Annotated in this window: 16 protein-coding genes; 13 read left to right on the forward strand and 3 right to left on the reverse strand. The window is 42.0% G+C overall.

Translation table 11 applies throughout. The features are described 5' to 3' along the window. The first annotated feature begins 11 nt into the window (after nt 1-11). The 6 genes from rpsI (at nt 12) to rlmB (ending at nt 6,197) form a co-directional block, all read left to right on the forward strand. On the forward strand, nt 12-404 hold the full coding sequence (gene rpsI / locus A9267_RS12440; RefSeq protein WP_055023463.1) for a 30S ribosomal protein S9: 393 nt from the start codon (nt 12-14) through the stop codon (nt 402-404). 157 nt (nt 405-561) lie between these two features. Then, complete coding sequence (locus A9267_RS12445) at nt 562-750, forward strand: DUF2065 domain-containing protein (protein WP_055023462.1); 189 nt, start codon at nt 562-564, stop codon at nt 748-750. 67 nt (nt 751-817) lie between these two features. Next, nucleotides 818-2,113: an adenylosuccinate synthase gene (locus A9267_RS12450; protein WP_055023461.1), complete on the forward strand. Its 1,296-nt coding sequence runs from the start codon at nt 818-820 to the stop codon at nt 2,111-2,113. 204 nt (nt 2,114-2,317) lie between these two features. Further along, nucleotides 2,318-2,965, forward strand: coding sequence for a tetratricopeptide repeat protein (locus A9267_RS12455; RefSeq protein ID WP_197495541.1), 648 nt, complete (start codon nt 2,318-2,320; stop codon nt 2,963-2,965). 42 nt (nt 2,966-3,007) lie between these two features. Then, nucleotides 3,008-5,452, forward strand: coding sequence for a ribonuclease R (gene rnr / locus A9267_RS12460; RefSeq protein ID WP_065109388.1), 2,445 nt, complete (start codon nt 3,008-3,010; stop codon nt 5,450-5,452). Between the two features lie 4 nt (nt 5,453-5,456). Then, nucleotides 5,457-6,197 (forward strand): 23S rRNA (guanosine(2251)-2'-O)-methyltransferase RlmB, encoded by a 741-nt coding sequence (gene rlmB, locus A9267_RS12465; RefSeq protein WP_055023458.1) that lies wholly within the window; start codon nt 5,457-5,459, stop codon nt 6,195-6,197. Nucleotides 6,198-6,271: 74 nt separating this feature from the next. On the opposite strand, the gene A9267_RS12470 is transcribed toward rlmB, so the two are convergent. Next, nucleotides 6,272-7,015, reverse strand: a complete 744-nt coding sequence (locus A9267_RS12470; RefSeq protein WP_055023457.1) for a DUF481 domain-containing protein — start codon at nt 7,013-7,015, stop codon at nt 6,272-6,274. A gap of 394 nt (nt 7,016-7,409) precedes the next feature. On the opposite strand from A9267_RS12470, the gene rpsF reads away from it, so the two are divergent. The 4 genes from rpsF to rplI are packed head-to-tail and all read left to right on the forward strand — an operon-like array spanning nt 7,410 to nt 8,846. Further along, complete coding sequence (gene rpsF, locus A9267_RS12475) at nt 7,410-7,814, forward strand: 30S ribosomal protein S6 (RefSeq protein ID WP_055023456.1); 405 nt, start codon at nt 7,410-7,412, stop codon at nt 7,812-7,814. 7 nt (nt 7,815-7,821) lie between these two features. Further along, nucleotides 7,822-8,124, forward strand: coding sequence for a primosomal replication protein N (priB, locus tag A9267_RS12480; protein ID WP_055023455.1), 303 nt, complete (start codon nt 7,822-7,824; stop codon nt 8,122-8,124). Between the two features lie 12 nt (nt 8,125-8,136). After that, the gene (gene rpsR, locus A9267_RS12485; RefSeq protein ID WP_055023454.1) at nt 8,137-8,364 is read left to right on the forward strand and encodes a 30S ribosomal protein S18; all 228 of its coding nucleotides are present in this window, start codon (nt 8,137-8,139) and stop codon (nt 8,362-8,364) included. A gap of 29 nt (nt 8,365-8,393) precedes the next feature. Next, nucleotides 8,394-8,846: a 50S ribosomal protein L9 gene (gene rplI / locus A9267_RS12490; protein WP_055023453.1), complete on the forward strand. Its 453-nt coding sequence runs from the start codon at nt 8,394-8,396 to the stop codon at nt 8,844-8,846. A 121-nt stretch (nt 8,847-8,967) separates the two neighbouring features. On the opposite strand, the gene A9267_RS12495 is transcribed toward rplI, so the two are convergent. Both A9267_RS12495 and A9267_RS12500 read right to left on the reverse strand, forming a co-directional pair. After that, nucleotides 8,968-11,931: a TonB-dependent receptor gene (locus tag A9267_RS12495; RefSeq protein ID WP_160319078.1), complete on the reverse strand. Its 2,964-nt coding sequence runs from the start codon at nt 11,929-11,931 to the stop codon at nt 8,968-8,970. Nucleotides 11,932-12,187: 256 nt separating this feature from the next. Next, entirely contained in the window at nt 12,188-14,386 is a 2,199-nt protein-coding gene (locus A9267_RS12500; RefSeq protein WP_065109389.1) for a S46 family peptidase, read from the reverse strand. A gap of 131 nt (nt 14,387-14,517) precedes the next feature. On the opposite strand from A9267_RS12500, the gene dnaB reads away from it, so the two are divergent. From dnaB to A9267_RS12515, 3 genes are all read left to right on the forward strand, one after another. Continuing rightward, nucleotides 14,518-15,927 carry a replicative DNA helicase gene (gene dnaB, locus A9267_RS12505; RefSeq protein ID WP_055023450.1) on the forward strand — a complete coding sequence of 470 codons (1,410 nt, stop codon included), beginning with the start codon at nt 14,518-14,520 and terminating at the stop codon, nt 15,925-15,927. Nucleotides 15,928-16,064: 137 nt separating this feature from the next. Then, nucleotides 16,065-17,144, forward strand: coding sequence for an alanine racemase (gene alr / locus A9267_RS12510; RefSeq protein ID WP_065109390.1), 1,080 nt, complete (start codon nt 16,065-16,067; stop codon nt 17,142-17,144). An 83-nt stretch (nt 17,145-17,227) separates the two neighbouring features. After that, nucleotides 17,228-18,598, forward strand: a complete 1,371-nt coding sequence (locus A9267_RS12515; protein WP_065109391.1) for a hypothetical protein — start codon at nt 17,228-17,230, stop codon at nt 18,596-18,598. The last annotated feature ends 231 nt before the right edge of the window (nt 18,599-18,829 follow it).

Here is an 18,829-nt window from a genome sequence, read left to right on the forward strand (position 1 = left end):
GGAGTAAGCTAATGTCTGCAACTCAGTACTACGGCACTGGCCGTCGTAAAACATCAACTGCTCGCGTATTCGCTAAAGCAGGTAGTGGTCAAATCGTTGTTAACCAACGTCCACTAGATGTATATTTTGGTCGTGAAACTGCTCGTATGGTTGTTCGTCAACCTCTAGAGCTTGTTGAAATGACTGACAAACTTGACATCTATGTAACTGTTAAGGGCGGTGGTATCACTGGCCAAGCAGGTGCAATTCGTCACGGTATTACTCGTGCATTGCTTCAGTTAGACGAAGCTCTACGTCCTTCTTTACGCGGCGCTGGTTTCGTTACCCGTGATGCTCGTAAAGTTGAGCGTAAGAAAGTTGGTCTACGTAAAGCACGTCGTAAGCCACAATTCTCAAAACGTTAATTCGTTTTTGGAATTCAAAAAGCCCAGCTATATGCTGGGTTTTTTATTGCCTATTTTTTACTATTTAGCCTGACGATGCGAAATGATAAGTGTGTTACTGATTTTGTGTTTTAGTGGTCTTGATGTTATTGGCGCAACAAAAATGATGGAGTGAATAATGGATTATCAAATGCTAATGTTAGTAATTGGCACGGTTTTAGTTATAGAGGGCGTAGGGCCACTATTATTTCCTGAGCAGTGGAAAAAATATTTAGCCGAGATTTCACTGCAAAATAAGAATGTTCTCAGGAGGTTAGGTGGATCTTTAGTCTCTGCTGGCGTCGTACTATTAATAATTTTCGCATAAAATACTTGCAATATACCCCCAAAAATCTGTTAAAATTCGCCTTTATACCGCAACCTTGCAGCAGACGATGGGCAAAAACGTAGTAGTACTCGGCACTCAATGGGGTGACGAAGGAAAAGGTAAGATTGTCGACCTTCTAACAGAACAGGCAAAATATGTAGTTCGTTACCAAGGCGGCCACAATGCTGGTCATACTCTTGTTATCGACGGCGATAAAACAGTACTTCATTTGATTCCATCAGGGATCTTACGCGACAATGTGAAATGCATTATCGGTAATGGTGTAGTGCTCGCTCCCGATGCTTTGATGAAAGAGATCAACATGCTTAAAGAGCGTGGTGTTCCTGTCGAAGAGCGTCTTCTTATTTCAGAAGCATGTCCATTAATTCTACCTTTCCATTGTGCTCTTGATGTAGCTCGTGAAAAAGCGCGCGGCAATCAAGCTATCGGTACAACGGGTCGTGGTATTGGTCCAGCTTATGAAGATAAAATTTCTCGTCGTGGTCTTCGCGTCGGTGATTTGTTCAATGCTGAACTTTTCGCTGAGAAGCTAAAAGAAGTGATGAAATATCACAATTTTATGCTGACAGAATACTATGATTGTGAAGCAGTTGATTATCAAAAAACGCTTGAAGATGCATTAGCAATTGCTGATTATCTTAAGAGCATGTGTACTGATGTTACTGAATTACTTGATACTGCCCGTAAAGCGGGTGAGCCAATCTTGTTTGAAGGTGCTCAAGGGACATTACTTGATATCGACCATGGTACATACCCATATGTGACTTCATCTAATACTACAGCAGGTGGCGTAGCTACTGGTTCTGGTTTTGGTCCTCGTCACTTAGATTATGTTTTAGGTATCATGAAAGCTTACACCACTCGCGTAGGTGCTGGTCCATTCCCAACTGAACTTGAGAATGAGATTGGTGACTACTTAGGTCATAAAGGCCAAGAGTTTGGTGCTACCACTGGTCGTAAACGTCGTCCAGGTTGGTTGGATGCAGTGGCAATGCGCCGTGCAGTTCAAATCAACAGTGTAAGCGGCTTCTGCCTAACAAAGCTTGATGTTCTAGATGGCCTAGAAGAAGTTAAGATTTGTGTTGGTTACAAGTACCCAGATGGTACTGTTGAAACTGTTACTCCACTAGCAGCCGAAGGTTACGAGCAGGTGACACCTGTTTTTGAAACTATGCCTGGCTGGAGTGAAACAACTTTCGGTGCGACGTCAATTGAGCAACTGCCACAAGCAGCACTTAATTACATCAAGCGCATTGAAGAGTTGCTAGAAGCACCTGTTGATGTTATTTCAACGGGTCCTGATAGAAATGAAACAATCGTATTAGTTAATCCATTTAACTAACACATTGAAGGCCGCTAACTTAGCGGCCTTTTTATTGTGTTGTTAACCTGATTAGCCTAACTGAAATTTATAATCGAAATATCGCTGTCATCCTCCAGTTATCTTCGTTACTTTTCCAATCTAATATTGATTTTCTTTATCATTTTTATCCGCTAATAACCTTAGTTTGTGCAGTTAATACTCAAGAATTGAGCTATAATGCCGATGCATAGAGTAACTATAGTGTCATTGAGAATTGTTATGCTGCGATTAAGTTTGGTCATCTTCTGTTTTATTCCTTATCTTGCTGTTGCTGAACTTGCTTCAGTAGATATCTATAGTGATGAACAGTTATTGACATTAATTCGTACTGATCGATATTTAGAGCAAGTGCAAACCGATGATTGTCAGTTAGTGCAAGATATTGAAGCAAGAGCTGAAATTTTAAAGCAGCCCATGTATCAGTTTTTATGGGGCGAAATGCTTAACCATGGTGTGTGCGTACCTAAGCATGCCTCTCGTGGTATGAAACAATTACAAATTGCTGCAGAGCAAGGTAGCGCAGAGGCGATGCTAAAACTGGCCGAATATTACTATCACGGCAAAATGGTAGTTAAAGATAAGAATCGTGCTGTGCAGTATGTGATGCCTGCAGCTGCCAATGGTGATGTTCCAGCACGACTTATGTTAGTTCGCTTATTTAGCGAAGGTTATGGTAGCCCTGTAGACTATAAGTTAGGTTACCATTGGTTATATAACAGCGTATTTAATGATGAAGCAACGCAAAAACAAGCGACTTCATTATTGCAGAATTTAGCCGCTAAGATGCCCGCCAGTATAGTAGAGCGAGCTCAGCAGCCACAGCTGCATTAAACGCGAATACTCCAAAGGTGGAGTAAATTATTTGGAAATTGAATGATCAACGATCCTCATTTTGAGAGAGAGCAAGACAAGTACGAAAACCCAATCCCTAGCCGTGAATACATCTTAGAGTATTTACGCGCACAGAAATCCCCAGTGACCCGTGAGCACATTGCTAAAGCACTTAACATGGTCGATGAAGATCATCTTGAAGCGTTAAGAAGACGTTTACGTGCAATGGAGCGAGACGGACAACTTGTTTATACCCGTGGGCATAGCTACGGATTACCTGAAAGAATGGATTTAATTTCGGGCACCATTATTGGTCACCGTGATGGCTTTGGATTTTTTAAATCTGATGAAGGCGGTGACGATCTATTTATCAATAATCGTGACATGCAAATGTATTTCCACGGTGACAAAGTACTGGCACAAAAAGCAGGTTCAGACAGACGTGGTCGTCGTGAAGCACGCATCGTCAGATTAGTACAAGAACGGACTGCGCCCTTAGTTGGTCGCTATCACGTTGATGCTGGAATGGCTTTCGTTATTGCAGATGATAGACGTATCACCCAAGAAATATTAATAGCAAAAGAAGATGCCAACGGCGCTCGTGCGGGTGACGTTGTCGTGGTTGAGCTCACTCGTCGACCTGGCCGCTTTGTAAAAGCAGCTGCGAAAGTGACGGAAGTTTTGGGTAAGACCATGGCGCCGGGTATGGAAATTGAAATTGCACTGCGCAATTATGATTTACCGCATAAATGGTCGTCAGTTATTGAGAAAAAACTCAAACGTATTCCTGACGAAGTTCCAGAGTCTGATAAAAAAGGCCGTGTTGATTTACGCCATTTACCGTTAGTGACTATTGATGGTGAAGATGCTCGAGATTTTGATGATGCAGTTTATGCAGAAACAAAACCAAGTGGCGGCTGGCGTTTATGGGTGGCGATTGCGGATGTGAGCCACTATGTGCGCACTGATTCAGCATTAGATGAAGAAGCGAGAGCGCGTGGTAACTCTGTGTATTTCCCATCGCAAGTTATTCCAATGTTGCCTGAGAAAATTTCGAACGGCTTATGTTCGCTAAACCCGCATGTCGACCGTTTATGTATGGTTGCGGAAATGACGATTTCTGCTGCTGGTAAACTATCGGGTTACAAGTTTTATCCTGCGGTCATGCATTCTCATGCTCGATTCACTTATACCCAAGTTGCTGCCATGCTTGACGGTGGTGAGATTGCGCCTGAGCACGAAAGCTTATTCCCACATCTTCAATGTTTACAATCACTGTATTTAACATTGAATGAACGTCGAGCTGAGCGTGGTGCGATAGCATTCGAAACTGTTGAGACACAGTTTATCTTTAATGAGCAACGTAAAATCGAAGCTATTGTGCCGAGAAGTCGAAACCAAGCGCACAAGATTATTGAAGAATGCATGATCCTTGCTAACGTAGCCTCAGCTAAATTTGTTAAAAAGCATAAAGGTGAAGTGTTATATCGAGTTCATGAAGCGCCATCAGAGACTAAACTAGCTAATTTCAAAGAGTTTTTAGCCGAACGTGGCCTGTCGATGAATGGTGGTGATGAGCCTACACCATCAGATTATCAAGATGTGATGCTGAAAATTGCTGATAGGCCAGATGCAGAGTTAATTCAAATTATGTTGCTGCGCTCTATGCGTCAAGCTGTATATAGCCCTGATGACGATGGTCACTTTGGTCTAGCATTAACCGAGTATTCGCATTTTACATCGCCTATTCGTCGATATCCTGATTTAGTCTTGCACCGCGTGATCCGCTATTTATTAGCAGCCCAAGAGGGCAATGTTAAGGACAAATGGACCCCTGAAGGTGGCTACCATTACGATCTTGATGAGCTAGATAAGTTAGGTGAAGAGTGTTCAACCACTGAACGCCGTGCTGATGAAGCGACACGTGATGTCAGCGATTGGCTTAAGTGCGAATACATGCAAGATCATGTGGGTGATGACTTTGAGGCTGTTATTGCCTCTGTCACGAGTTTTGGCTTATTTGTCCGATTAAAGGATCTTTATATTGATGGCTTAGTTCATATTTCAAGTTTAGTGAGTGATTACTATCAGTTTGATCCTATGCGTCAGCGTTTGATTGGTGAAAACACCAAGAATGTATATCAAGTCGGTGATGAAGTGAGTGTTAAAGTTGCTGCGGTTAATCTAGATGACCGACAAATTGATTTGATTATGCTTGGCGATCATGGAAAGAGTCGTAAAAAAGCTAACCGCAAGCCATTAACTGCTCGTGAGCGTGCAAACCTTGAAGGGGCTAAAGTCGGCGCGGGTAAATCGAGTCGTGACAGCGAAGCTACGACCGAAAAAGGCAAAAAGAAGCGTGGTTCTAGTAGCAAAAAAACACGTTCTAATACTGCGGCAAAACGAAAAAGTACGAGTAAACCAGCTAAAGGCACTTCCGCCACCGCTGCAAAGAAACCATCAAAAGCAAAGCGTAAGAGAAAATAAGTAAATGAAAAAACAAGATATCATTTTTGGCATCCATGCAGTTGAAGCTTTGCTACGCAACGCACCTGAGCGCATTATTGAGCTATGGGCTTTACAAGGCCGTGAAGATGAACGTGTATTGCCGTTAATTAATTCGGCGACACAATTTGGTGTGTCGGTGCAACGTTCAAGTCGCAAAGTACTTGATGACAAATCTGCCAGTAGTCAACATCAAGGAATTGTTGCACGGGTTAAGCCTGCAAAAATCTTAACTGAAAATGATTTAGACGTATTACTTGAAAAAACTGATCAAGCCTTCTTATTAATATTAGATGGCGTAACGGATCCACATAATTTAGGTGCTTGTCTTCGTAACGCGGATGCCGCAGGCGTACAGGGCATTATTGTGCCGAAAGATAATTCAGTTGGGTTAACTGCAACCGTGAGTAAGGTTGCTTGTGGTGCTGCTGAAACCATCCCGTTATTTCAAGTGACTAACCTTGCTCGTACCATGCGTCATATTCAGCAAAAAGGTGTTTGGATTATTGGTGCGGCAGGTGAAGCGGATTGCGAACTGTATCAAGCAGACTTAAAAGGGTCATTAGCGATTGCAATGGGCGCAGAAGATAAAGGACTACGTCGTTTAACTCGTGAAAGTTGTGATTCGATAGTCTCGATTCCAATGGCTGGAAGTGTTTCAAGCTTGAATGTATCAGTAGCAACCGGTATTTGTTTATTTGAAGCAGTGCGTCAACGCAAAGCATAAATTGAACTGAAAATGTGACACGACGAAAACGGGCTTAATGCCCGTTTTTTATGCGATAAAAATCGTAAATGGATTTACTGGAAAGTATAGAGAAGATTGAACGTGGTAATCGTATCGGTTTTGACACTGTCTTCTGGAACCACTGCAGTGTATCTGACGTTCACACCAATTTTGAATGCCCAATCCTGCAAGAAAGTATTTTTGTAGCTCAAGTCTAGCGTCAGGGTATTGTTATCTTCACCGACTTCAGAGGTTAAGTCTGCATTTAAGCTGGTGTACTCTTGCAGCTTCACTGAATACTTGGCTGCGGTACGTAAAATAATATCTTGGTTAGCATCAGGGTTTAAGTCTGAATCTGTGGCTTTAGGTAAATCATAACGAAAACCTGGACCCACCTCTAAACTGAGCTTTGTTTGATAGTTGGAAATAATATCAAAACCGTAACCAGATGAAATGGTCATTAGTTTGGTATAACTACCAAAATCGTCCCAGGTGAATTCACCCCGTCCAAAAATATAACCACTGTCTAATTTATAACTTGATTGGGCATAAACGTCGTACTTTTCAGCAGTCGTCGACTCATCATCAGCTGCGTAATAGACTTTGAAAGTAAACTCTTGCCTAGCTTTTTCTGTGTCGTAATTTAAGTAAGTACGGCCATTAAAATTCTGCGATTTATTGTTACCGGTATTTAATTGCATTCCAGCTTCAATTTCAGCATTAAAGTCGCTTGGTGGCTCTTTGTAATCTGGCGGTACTAATGCCCAGACTGGCGTTGAGGCGAGCAGGGTGGAAGTTAACATGACGACTTTTTTCATTACGCTTTTCTATGAATTATGATTGTGAACGCCTGAAATACGGATGAAGCGACATAATACCTGTAATCGAGTTAGCTGCAAAGCGCTCAGACATGCCAATTTCCCTTAAGGTTTTATAATATGGGGCTGTGCTTAGTTATCAATCTGATTGCAAAGTAAAAAAACGAGGTGTTTACAAGGAAGGGAAGATAACTATTGAGCATTGATAACAGCAGGGTTTCCCCTAAACGAAGTGAATCACAAATCTAGCTTGAACCACTAGAAATATTACTTGAGTTTGCTGTTGTGTTTCTGTACTATGTCGCGCTCAAATCAGTCATTTAATTTCGTTCCTTGCCTCCAACTTGGTCTGACTGAGCCACACGTGAGGCTAATTAACCGTAAGGAGCAATAAATGCGTCATTATGAAATCGTATTTATGGTTCACCCAGATCAAAGTGAACAAGTCCCAGGTATGATCGAGCGTTACAGCAGTGTAATCACTGATGCTAACGGTACTATCAGCCGTCTAGAAGATTGGGGTCGTCGTCAATTGGCTTACCCAATTCAAGACCTACATAAAGCTCACTATGTTCTTATGAACGTAGAAGCAACTGCAGAGTCTATCGAAGAGTTAGAAACAGCTTTCCGTTTCAATGACGCTGTTCTGCGTAACATGGTAATGCGCACTAAAACTGCTGTTACTGAAGCTTCTCCAATGGCTAAAGCAAAAGATGAGCGTGATTCACGTCGTGCTCCTACTGCTGCACCAGCTGCTGAAAAAGAAGTAGAAGCAAGCGCTGAAGAATCTGCTGAATAATTAGTCTGTGATTAATCACTTAGTATTGGCCGGAACGATAACTCGTTCTAAGCGTTTTGAAAGTCCAAGCGGGATACCTCATAAGGTCATCACGTTAGAGCACAAAACACAGCGGTATGAAGACCAAATGTTACGTAACGTTTATTGTCTCATCCAAGTCATATTAAGTGGCCAACGCTTTAATAGCGTTACAGAAGAATTAAAAGCAGGCGTGCAGGTCCAAGTTGAAGGGTTTATCTCTATGCAGCAAGGACGAAATGGCCAAAATAAATTGGTTATGCATGCCGAAAATGTCGAATTGAAAACTTAGGAGACTGTCAACATGGCACGTTATTTCCGTCGTCGCAAGTTCTGTCGTTTCACCTCTGAAGGTGTTGCAGAAATTGATTACAAAGATATCGTTACTTTAAAAAACTACGTAACAGAAAGCGGTAAGATTGTTCCTAGCCGTATCACTGGTACTAGTGCTAAATATCAACGCCAACTAGCTCGCGCGATTAAGCGTGCTCGTTATCTTTCTCTACTGCCATACACTGATTTACATCAGTAATTGCAGTATTAAATCAGAGGAATTAGATAATGAACGTTATTCTGCTTGATAAAATCGCTAACCTTGGAAACCTAGGTGACCAAGTTTCAGTTAAAGCTGGTTACGCACGTAACTTCCTTTTGCCACAAGGCAAAGCTGTGATCGCAAACGACGAAAACGTTAAAGTTTTCGAAGCACGTCGCGCTGAATTAGAAGCTAAATTAGCTGCTGAATTAGGTGTTTGTGCTGCACGCGCTGAAAAGCTTGCTGCATTAGAAGCTGTTGTTATCGCTTCTAAAGCTGGTGACGAAGGTAAACTATTCGGTTCAGTTGGTACTCGTGACATCGCTGATGCAGTAACTGCTGCTGGTGTTGAGCTTGCTAAAGCTGAAGTACGTCTACCTTTAGGTGCTTTACGCACTTTAGGTGACTTCGAAGTTGAAGTTCAACTTCACACTGAAGTTAAAGCTGTTGTTAAAGTTTCTGTTGTTTCAGAAGACTAATAACAATTTGCTTTAAAGAAAACACCGCCAATTGGCGGTGTTTTTTTATGTCAAAAAAGGCATAAAAAAGCACGAGGGGGAGTTCCTCGTGCAGTTTAATAAGAAAGTGTATTTTTAAAGGTTAGAACTTCACACTTGCACTGAACTCAACATAACGTGGTGTTTGATAACCAGTAATTGTGCCAAAATCAGTATCTATGGTACCTGGACTATTTAGCTCATAGGTTTCCACTTGACGAGTTGTTGCCGACGAGTCGAATACGTTATAAATATTCGCTTTTAGCAAAACGTCTAACTCAGACACTTGAATCATATATGACGCCGATAAGTCTAAACGGTAAACCCAGTCGGTACGACCATCGCTTCCTCTAGGATTAAAGTCATACGAAGTACCATCAGAGTTTAACGTGTAGTAAGTATCACCATATGTTGGTTGTCCGTTTGGATGCCCAACACCAAACTTATTCAATGGACGCCCAGACTCAACAGTAAAGTTTGCGCCCACGGTAAAGTCGTCGGTAATGGCATATGCACCATATATTTTAAACATATGACGACGGTCATTAGGCAAGTAACCATCAGCCCCATCCATTAGCTCAGGAAAGTCGAAGTCTTGTGTTAAACCCGCATCATCCTGCGCATTATCTGATTTAACTAAGCCTTCAGTATTGCCATAACTTTGCGACCAAGTATAAGTCGCACTCATACTCCAATCGTCAGTCCATGCACGATTTAAGGTCAAGTCGACAGCGTTGTAAGTTCTTTCTGCCTCAGGATAGCCTAGCTCGGAACCAGGTATTGTGACCGTTTTGTCTAGGGTGTGCTCAGCATCACAATCAGAATCAACTGCAACAGTCATATCTTCGCCAGGGTTGCCTAATACATATCCGCCCCCACCTGGGTGTGAACAACCGTATTTAGCTTCTGTCCAATGACTGATAGTCATATCATCGATAGCACCATTTAGCTTACGTTGCGTTCCTTTTATGCCCCATGACCAGTCTTCGTTTAGCATGGCTTGATAGCCAATAATAATTTCATCTTGATACATAGGGTCTAGATCTTGATCAACAATGCCCGCTGTATCAGGAACGGTGCCGTCAGCTAAGTACTCGTCATCACCGATTTGAGCTCCTAAATTCGGAGTAGGGACTTGAATACCATTTATTTCTTGGTCAGTGGTGCCTTCTAACACGTAATATTTACGAACATCATATTCGTTACCCGCTAAACGAACGTTAGTATTACTGGCTACGGGTAAGAAGTAGCGACCGACGTTAGCAAATAATTTTGATTCACCATCACCGTTGATATCCCAAGAAGCGCCTAAGCGTGGCGCAAACATGTCATCAATTTTCACAAAACTCTCACCTTCAGAGTTTTTATTGTTGAATGAATCCCAGCGAAGACCGAGTGAGAGGGTAATATCATCGGTAACTGTCCAAGTATCTTCAATATATAGTGCTGATGAATTTACTTCGAAGTCACCACCGACAGTTCGCTCCCTTGAACGAGCATATTCGGTTACGCCATCAGGTACTATGCCGCCGTTTGGAAGTTCTGTTCCTGGTGCCGTGTCGTAATAGAACCAATACACTCCATCTGGTCCTGAGTAGTATTGATTACTGCTTGAGGTATTGATTTCTTGATCGTAACCGAAGTTAATGACGTGATTGTCCGAAACAAACCATTCAAAATCTGCACGGAACTCTTCACGCTTGTCACTGCCTTCTTCTTGGAAATAGTCTGCGGCAGAAGCACAGCCACGTGATACTTTAGGGGCAGATGCTCTGCGGTCATAAATAAGGTTACAGTCTTCGGCGATGTTGCTTGAAGATGTTAGGTTATATTCATTGACACCATAAAGTAATCTCGCACTAAACGAGTCGGTTAATTGGCCTGTATAAGCAAATACATAGTTATCACCACCAGATTTGTCGATGCTAACAGATGTTTGATCGCCGACTTTTTTGTTTTCGTAGTCATATAAGTGGTTACTTGATTCATCGTCAGACTCATCCGAGAAACCTGTAAATTCAAGCGTGTGGTTTTCGGCAATATTCCAATCAAGTTTTAGCCCCCAGAATGGGTTATCTGATTTAACTGAAGAAAAGGTTGTTCCTCTGTCAGCTACGTATTCTTCTTTCTCTGAACGAGGTTGGTACATCGCATAGAAAAACAGCTTATCTTGAATAATTGGACCCGATGCATATACATTACCTTCAACATTGTCATAGTAGTCTTCAGCATTATAGTTGTAGATGTCACCGTTCATGTCGTAACTGTTCGGAGAGTCAGATCTAAGTGCATCAGGGCGGTATCGAATATTGCCGCCAAACTCCCAGTTATTTGAACCGCGCTTTGTTACTGCGTTGACTACACCACCGGTTGAGCGACCGAACTCTGCTCCATAACCACCAGTCTTGACTTCAAATTGCTCGTAAAAATCAAACGGTACATTTGAGAAGCCGAGTCCATTACGGAAGTTTGTGACATTTAAACCATTAATAAAAAATGCGTTTTCAGCTACAGATGCGCCACCGAAAGAGGCAAAGTTACCAAATCGGCCGTCACCCCGTGTTGTACCAGGTGCAAGAAGCGCGACACTGGTAATATCTTTAGGTAATGGTAGGCGTTCAATTTCAACTTGTCCGATAACCATAGTCGCTTCGGACGACGTTGTATCTATTGATGCGATACGGCTTGAGCCTGTTACTTTTAGGCGCTCCATTCCTTCAGGATCAAGGGAAGCTTCAACATTGGAGTTACTACCGATTGCTACATTGACATTCTCAATCACTTCATCTGCATAACCATCAGCAGAAATTGTGATCGTGTATGCACCAATTGGGAGGCGTGGGATCCGATATTTACCATTTGAATCAGACTGGATGGTTCTTGTTAAGCCTGTATCTTGGTTTTTAATTATGATACTAGCGCCAGATACCGCTTGACTGGTTTCTGATGTAACAGAACCTTGAATAGAACCATCGGTATTACTTGCTGCTAGAACTGGCGTACTGATTGTAAATAAGGTGGAAATAGACATTGCGATAAGCGAGCGCTTAAATGTCTTGTTTTTCATTGTCATCCTGACTTTTCCTTATAATGATTAAATTACTTTTAATCCTTGGTTAAAAAGCCACCGAATAGGTGGTCTTTTATTTTTTATATTAAATGTTACAAGAAGTAAACAAATTGTTATAAGGGTGTTCTAGGGTTAGCTTGTATAAATAAATTAATGGTTTATCTTCAAAAGCGTTTTTTTGTAGCGCCAGCTTGGGTTTGAGGCATAAAAAATGGCGCAGTAAATGCACCATTTTTTTAATTTGTTGATTTTATTAATTTCTTACGAGTTCTAGCTCATTTATTAAGTTTTGCGCATTATCCACTTTATCCATCATCCAGAGGATGTAGCGGAAATCAACATGCACAGCACGGGTAATGGTTGGGTTGAAGAACCAATCTTTGGTGATTGCTTCGTAGGTTGAATCAAAGTTAAGACCAACCAGTTCGCCTTTACCGTTAAATACCGGTGAGCCTGAATTACCGCCAGTAGTATCAACACTTGATAAGAAGTTAACAGGCACTGAGTTAAATTCTTCCGGCTTATCTAAACAAGAGAACAAGCTGCATATCCAAGAGCGAGGGTCTTGATAAACTGAAGCCACAGTGTGCTTACCGTAATCATTTGTTGCAATGGCATCCAATAATTTTTTCGGTGCATTAAATGGCTCTTCACCCGTATGCTTACCTACAATCCCTTCAAGGCGTGTGAATGGTTGTTTGTAAAGTGCATCACGGGATTGATAACCATCGACCATACCGTAGGTGATACGCAATGTTCTGTTCGCATCTGGGTATACTGGCCAGTCATTTGCCTTGTAATAAGCAATCACAGCTTTCATATACTCAGGACGAGCGGTAGACAGTTTTCCTTTTAATGTCTTTTCGGCTTTTTCCTGCGCCATATTGGTGTCATGAAGGGCGACGGCTAAGCGGATAAATGGGTCGGCACTGGTTTCAAATGCTTCGGCATCCTTTTCCATCCACGCTAAGCGCTTTTCTTTATCGGTGAGACCAGTTAATGCGTAATAACCATCAAGTTTATCTGATAACTCCTGTGCATCAGAGATTTGGTTTAATGCATTATCCAAAATTTCGACGCGTTGGTTTTGCCCCATATATGCATTTAAATCTTGGAGCCAAAGTGTTTTATCAACCGACACATCAAAGCTGCGCTCAAGACGCTTTAAGTTCGCAGCAAACATTTTCATGTCACGTTCTTGGAAACCTTGTTCACGTTCGGCATCAGGAAGCTGCTTTTCTTTAGCGAGTCGGTATAACTTCTTAGCGGCAGACAATAACGCACTAGATTGTGCATTATTAAAATAATAATCAGTTTGAACTTGCGTTTGCTGCTCGGCTAATAAAGATTCTAATTCAGTGATGAGATTTTGATTAGCTTGAGTATCCTTTTTTAGCCAAGCTAAAAAGTCATCTTCACGAGTTTGTTTAATACCAACAATATCGGTTGCTTTAAAGCCATCAAGTAAACCGTTAAGCTTTTTCATCCGGTTTGCCATTGATGCTAAATTGCCCGCATATTTGATGGCGATAGCGTTATCTGTCGCAGCCATGCTGTTAATGGTATCAATCTGTAATTGATAGCGTTTTGCATAGGTTGGGTACATCCAATCACTAGCAAACTCAAGCTCACTTGTTAGGCGATAACGACTTGTTGCACCAGGGTAACCTGCTGCAAACACACCATCACCTGCTTTTACGCCGTCAGCATTAATCTTAAGGTAGCTTTTTGGCTCAAAAGGAACATTGTCCTCTGAATATACGGCTGGTTTTCCATCTTTACCGACGTAAGCACGCAAAAAGGTAAAGTCGCCAGAATGGCGTGGGTATTCGTAGTTATCAATATCGCCACCAAATGCCCCAACACTTTCTGGTGGTGCATACACAAGGCGCACATCGCGGATGATAAGTTGTTTAATCAAATAGTATTCTAAACCATTGTGGAAACTACTTACCGAACAGCGATAGTTTTCATCGGTTTCACACTCTTTAATTAATGCTTTACGGTTTGACTGAATATCTTGATAGCGAGTTAATGGATCTGCACTTAAATTGGCATTTACGCTTTTAGTTACATCCGTAACGGCTTCGGTAATGTATAATCGCTCGTTGGGGCCAGCTGAAGGTTCTTCTTCTTTAGTGTTAGCAAGAAAACCTTCTTCAAGGTAGTTGTGCTCAGTTTTACTGTTATATTGTATTGCTCTATAAGCACAATGATGATTGGTAACAACTAGCCCTTGGGGAGAGACGAAACTGGCGGTACAATAGCCTAGACCGACGACAGCATTCATTGGATATTGTGTTAAGTCTGCAAGCTGTTTTGCAGGAATTTCGATGCCGCGTTGTGCTAATTTATCTGCAATAGAAGGCATTTGATAGGGTTGCCATTGGCCTTCATCGGCTTGAGCTAACCCAGAAGACAGCACAAGGGCTGCAACGAGTGCAATACGCATGTTCTTTCCTTATATTATTATTGTTTATCCGCATCAGCGGTTGATGTCTCATGTATTGATATATGCGACATGTTTGCATGACCTCGGTGTTATACCATATTTTACAAACAGGTTGGGAATTGGGAGTTTTAATGTCACAAAAAGGTGTTTTTAAGGCAAAAGAAAGGTTAAAAGACGCTCAAGTCGATGCGCTTAAATTGCCGCCGCATTCCATTGAAGCTGAGCAATCAGTTTTAGGTGGCTTAATGCTGGATGCCGATGCTTGGGATCGTGTTGCTGAAGCGATTGTGGCTGAAGATTTTTACTCCCGCTCTCACCGCATGATTTATGCGGCAATGAGCCGTTTGGTTGAAACCGGCCAACCGATCGATTTAATTACTGTATCTGAGCGATTAGAAGTTGAAGATCAACTTGAAGATGCTGGTGGCTTTGCTTATTTAGGTGAAATTGCCAAAAACACGCCAAGTGCAGGTAATATTTTATCTTACGCTGATATCGTTCGTGAACGTGCTGTTGTCAGGGACATGATTGGCGTTGCACACGAAATTGCTGATGCAGGCTATAACCCCGAAGGCCGCAATTCAAGTGACTTATTGGATTTAGCAGAAACCAAAGTATTTAAAATTGCTGAGTCTCGCGCTAATGCTAATGAAGGCCCTGAAGGAATTAAATCAATCCTTGAGAAAACCGTTGATAAAATTGAGCAGTTATATAACAACCCTCAAAACGGTGTGACAGGAGTTTCGAGTGGCTTTAGTGACCTAGATAAAATGACAGCGGGTTTTCAATCTGGTGATTTGGTGATTGTCGCTGCGCGTCCATCGATGGGTAAAACGACCTTTGCGATGAACTTGTGTGAACAAGCGGCGATGAACGAAGATAAACCTGTACTGATTTTCAGCTTAGAAATGCCGTCAGAACAAATCATGATGCGTATGTTGGCGTCATTAGGTCGAGTCGACCAAACGAAAATCCGTACCGGACAATTGGATGATGAAGATTGGGCACGTGTATCATCGACCATGGGCATAATGCTTGAGCAAGGTAAAATGTATATCGATGATGGCTCTGGTCTTACTCCTACAGAGGTTCGCAGTCGTGCACGCCGAATTGCTCGTGAGTATGGTGGTTTATCTATGATCATGATCGATTACTTGCAGTTAATGCAGGTGCCGTCATTAAAAGATAACCGTACCTTAGAGATTGCCGAAATTTCCCGCTCACTTAAATCGTTAGCCAAAGAATTAGAGATCCCTGTGATTGCATTATCGCAGCTTAACCGCTCGTTGGAGCAACGTGCCGATAAGCGACCTGTTAACTCAGATTTACGTGAATCAGGATCGATTGAGCAAGATGCGGATTTGATCATGTTTATTTATCGTGATGAAGTGTATAACGATGATTCTGAACAAAAAGGTGTCGCAGAAATTATTATCGGTAAACAGCGTAACGGCCCAATTGGTCGTGTGCCTTTGACCTTCCAAGGCCAGTTTTCACGCTTTGATAATTATTCTGGCACTCAGATATTTGATGAAGATTAAAGCTGCCTAAGTCAGCTTAATGACCGCACCAAATAACCTGTGATATTCAAGCCTCTGTTATAATTAACAGAGGCTAATTTTTTGAATGCTGTTAGGTAATGAGTAACATATAACTACAGCAAAATAAGGCTAAGTATTTGAAACCTTTTCCACGCGCAGAAATCAGTCGTCAAGCGCTACAGAATAACCTCACTCGGCTGCGAGAAATTGCGCCGAATAGTAAGGTCATGGCTGTTGTTAAAGCCAATGGTTATGGACATGGTTTATTAAATGTCGCCCAATGTGTTGATAATGCTGATGGGTTTGGCTTAGCAAGGCTGGAAGAGGCGCTACAACTTCGCGCTGGCGGCGTGAGTGCGAAATTATTACTGTTAGAGGGGTGTTTTCGCCAATCAGATCTTCCTTTGCTGGTAGAACATCAAATTGATACGGTTGTACATCACGAGTCTCAGTTAGAAATGTTAGAACAGTCGTCCTTATCTAAGCCGATTACTGTGTGGATGAAAGTGGACACAGGTATGCACCGTTTAGGCTTCGATTTAGAGCAATTTAACGAGGTATATCAACGTCTGCTTACTTGTCCTAATGTGGCTAAGCCAATTCACTTAATGACACATTTTGCCTGCGCTGATGAACCCGATAATGCATTAACACAACGTCAAATTGATGCGTTTGAGCAGCTGATTAAAGGCTTACCTGGTGATGTAACTTTGGCGAATTCTGCTGCTACATTGTTCTGGCCGCACAGCCAGTGCGACTGGATTAGACCTGGCATTGCATTATATGGTGTTTCACCTGTTTTCGGTGACAAAGGCACCCATCATGGACTTACACCTGCCATGGAATTAGTGTCTAACCTGATTGCTGTCAGGGAACATAAAGCCGGAGAAAGTGTTGGTTATGGCGCCCATTGGACCGCTGATAATGATACTCGACTTGGCGTTGTCGCCATTGGTTATGGTGATGGATATCCACGCAATGCTCCTGAAGGCACCCCAGTTTGGTTAAATGGTCGAAGAGTACCGATCGTTGGTCGTGTATCTATGGATATGCTGACAGTGGATTTAGGTAAAGATGCTACAGATAAGGTTGGCGATCTTGTTCAGTTATGGGGCAAGGCGCTTGCCGTTGAAGAAGTTGCGGAGCACATAGGCACCATTGCTTATGAGCTTGTGACTAAACTGACTCCCAGAGTTGTAGTAGATTTGCAGCAATAACATTTGTCAGTAATTTTCGTTGTGAAACTAGATGTTGCAGGTTAATTAAGTCAATAGTTAGCCTGTATTAGAAGGAAAACTAGGTGCAGTTGTATAAATCTGTAGTATTGATTTATTGCCTTTTATTAAGCGTAAATAGTGTGGCTCAAGCAAGCTCTGTGATCTCACAGAGTAGCGATATTGAAACACCCAATATACAAACATTGGCGTCAGAAGGGGCCACTGTATCGGTAGAGTTGCCTCATGATGAAGCGGCTAGAGATACTGAAGACGCAAATCAAACGGCTCAAAAACAGTCTGAACCACAATCAAATCATCAATATGATCCTGAGTTTGTCGCTGTTCCTATTGTTTTTTCAACAGAAACTCTTAGCACCACATTTGGCGCTGCAGGATTAGTAAAGCATGCTGGCCAAGCGCAAGCAGTCGCTTTAGGCATTGGCCTATACTCTGCAAATGACAGCTGGTTAACTTATGCTGGATTTTATAATTATCAATTACCTAAACTTGATCAATGGCTGTTTAGTGCTGAGGTATTTCGTGGTCACTATGAACAAGGGATTTACTACTTACCACAAGCGCCACAAGTACCAAAGGCTAATGATAGTGAGCGAATAATCAGTGTTGGTGATGAAGGTTTTTCAAAACTACATATTAAATATGTCCTGCCTATTGCTGGTGGCAAAAATGGCGCAGCAGCCTCGTTAGCGAGAAAGAAAAATGCAGTGAGCTGGAATCCATTAGAATCTGGTGTCACAAGCATTAGTTTAACTCCCTTTAACAAATATCGTGAGTTAGAGGCCTTGGATTACTTACCTGATGAAGCCAGAGGGTTTGAGTTGTCGCTTAACTGGGATAACCGTGATTCAGCTAATAATAGTAGCCAAGGTGGTGAGAGCAATTTAACCATTACCCGTGGTAGCGATATAAATGATGACCCAAATTGGTTGATGTGGGAATTTGAGCAAAGTGCATTTTTGTCACTTGGGAGCAATGCTTGGTTTGAAGATCAAGTATTAGCTACCAATGTTTATATTGCCGATACGCCAACTTGGAATGATATTGACAATAGTACACAAGAATTTAAGCGTCCGCCGAGTTTTGCTGGCGTCTCCTTGGGTGGTTTTGATCGACTTAGAGGGTACGACTCAAAGCAATTTACTGGCCGTAGTGCAGTTAATTATGCTTTAGAATATCGCATCACTCCTCGCTGGCAGCCCCTGCAGAATCTACCTGTGTTTAATTTGTATAACGTACCTTGGTGGCAATGGGCGTTATTGTTAGAAGCGGGTAATGTCAGTGATGAGTTCAGCTTCGATTCTCTCCATGAAGAGATGAAAACGGCTTATGGCGCGAGTATTCGATTTGAAGTAGAAAGTATCGTTATTCGTACCGACTTTGTCACAGGTGGCGATGAAAGCCAGTTTTGGGTCATGGTTAATCAGCCCTTTTAATCTAATATCTTATAAAGCAAGATTAGAAATTTATTATAAACAATCTTCATTAAAAGCTGCATAGTGATATAATGCACGGCTGAAATTTTGGCTGCTTGAGTAGAAAATATTGGCAGTTTAAATCAAGTTCATTAAGTCGCTGATAACCATAGATAAGGTAAATTTTTTGGCTTCATTAACACTAAACAGAGCACTCTCTATTGCACCTATGCTTGATTGGAACAACGTCCT

Origin of the sequence: Shewanella sp. UCD-FRSSP16_17 (assembly GCF_001675935.1) — a bacterium.
Lineage (GTDB): Bacteria > Pseudomonadota > Gammaproteobacteria > Enterobacterales > Shewanellaceae > Shewanella > Shewanella japonica.

What these genes read in the sequence shown, in the direction of transcription:
- rpsI (WP_055023463.1), top strand. Translation starts at nt 12, where the DNA reads ATGTCTGCAACTCAGTACTACGGCACTGGCCGTCGTAAAACATCAACT.
- A9267_RS12445 (WP_055023462.1), top strand. Translation starts at nt 562, where the DNA reads ATGGATTATCAAATGCTAATGTTAGTAATTGGCACGGTTTTAGTTATA.
- A9267_RS12450 (WP_055023461.1), top strand. Translation starts at nt 818, where the DNA reads ATGGGCAAAAACGTAGTAGTACTCGGCACTCAATGGGGTGACGAAGGA.
- A9267_RS12455 (WP_197495541.1), top strand. Translation starts at nt 2,318, where the DNA reads ATGCATAGAGTAACTATAGTGTCATTGAGAATTGTTATGCTGCGATTA.
- rnr (WP_065109388.1), top strand. Translation starts at nt 3,008, where the DNA reads ATGATCAACGATCCTCATTTTGAGAGAGAGCAAGACAAGTACGAAAAC.
- rlmB (WP_055023458.1), top strand. Translation starts at nt 5,457, where the DNA reads ATGAAAAAACAAGATATCATTTTTGGCATCCATGCAGTTGAAGCTTTG.
- A9267_RS12470 (WP_055023457.1), bottom strand. Translation starts at nt 7,015, where the DNA reads ATGAAAAAAGTCGTCATGTTAACTTCCACCCTGCTCGCCTCAACGCCA.
- rpsF (WP_055023456.1), top strand. Translation starts at nt 7,410, where the DNA reads ATGCGTCATTATGAAATCGTATTTATGGTTCACCCAGATCAAAGTGAA.
- rpsR (WP_055023454.1), top strand. Translation starts at nt 8,137, where the DNA reads ATGGCACGTTATTTCCGTCGTCGCAAGTTCTGTCGTTTCACCTCTGAA.
- rplI (WP_055023453.1), top strand. Translation starts at nt 8,394, where the DNA reads ATGAACGTTATTCTGCTTGATAAAATCGCTAACCTTGGAAACCTAGGT.
- A9267_RS12495 (WP_160319078.1), bottom strand. Translation starts at nt 11,931, where the DNA reads ATGAAAAACAAGACATTTAAGCGCTCGCTTATCGCAATGTCTATTTCC.
- A9267_RS12500 (WP_065109389.1), bottom strand. Translation starts at nt 14,386, where the DNA reads ATGCGTATTGCACTCGTTGCAGCCCTTGTGCTGTCTTCTGGGTTAGCT.
- dnaB (WP_055023450.1), top strand. Translation starts at nt 14,518, where the DNA reads ATGTCACAAAAAGGTGTTTTTAAGGCAAAAGAAAGGTTAAAAGACGCT.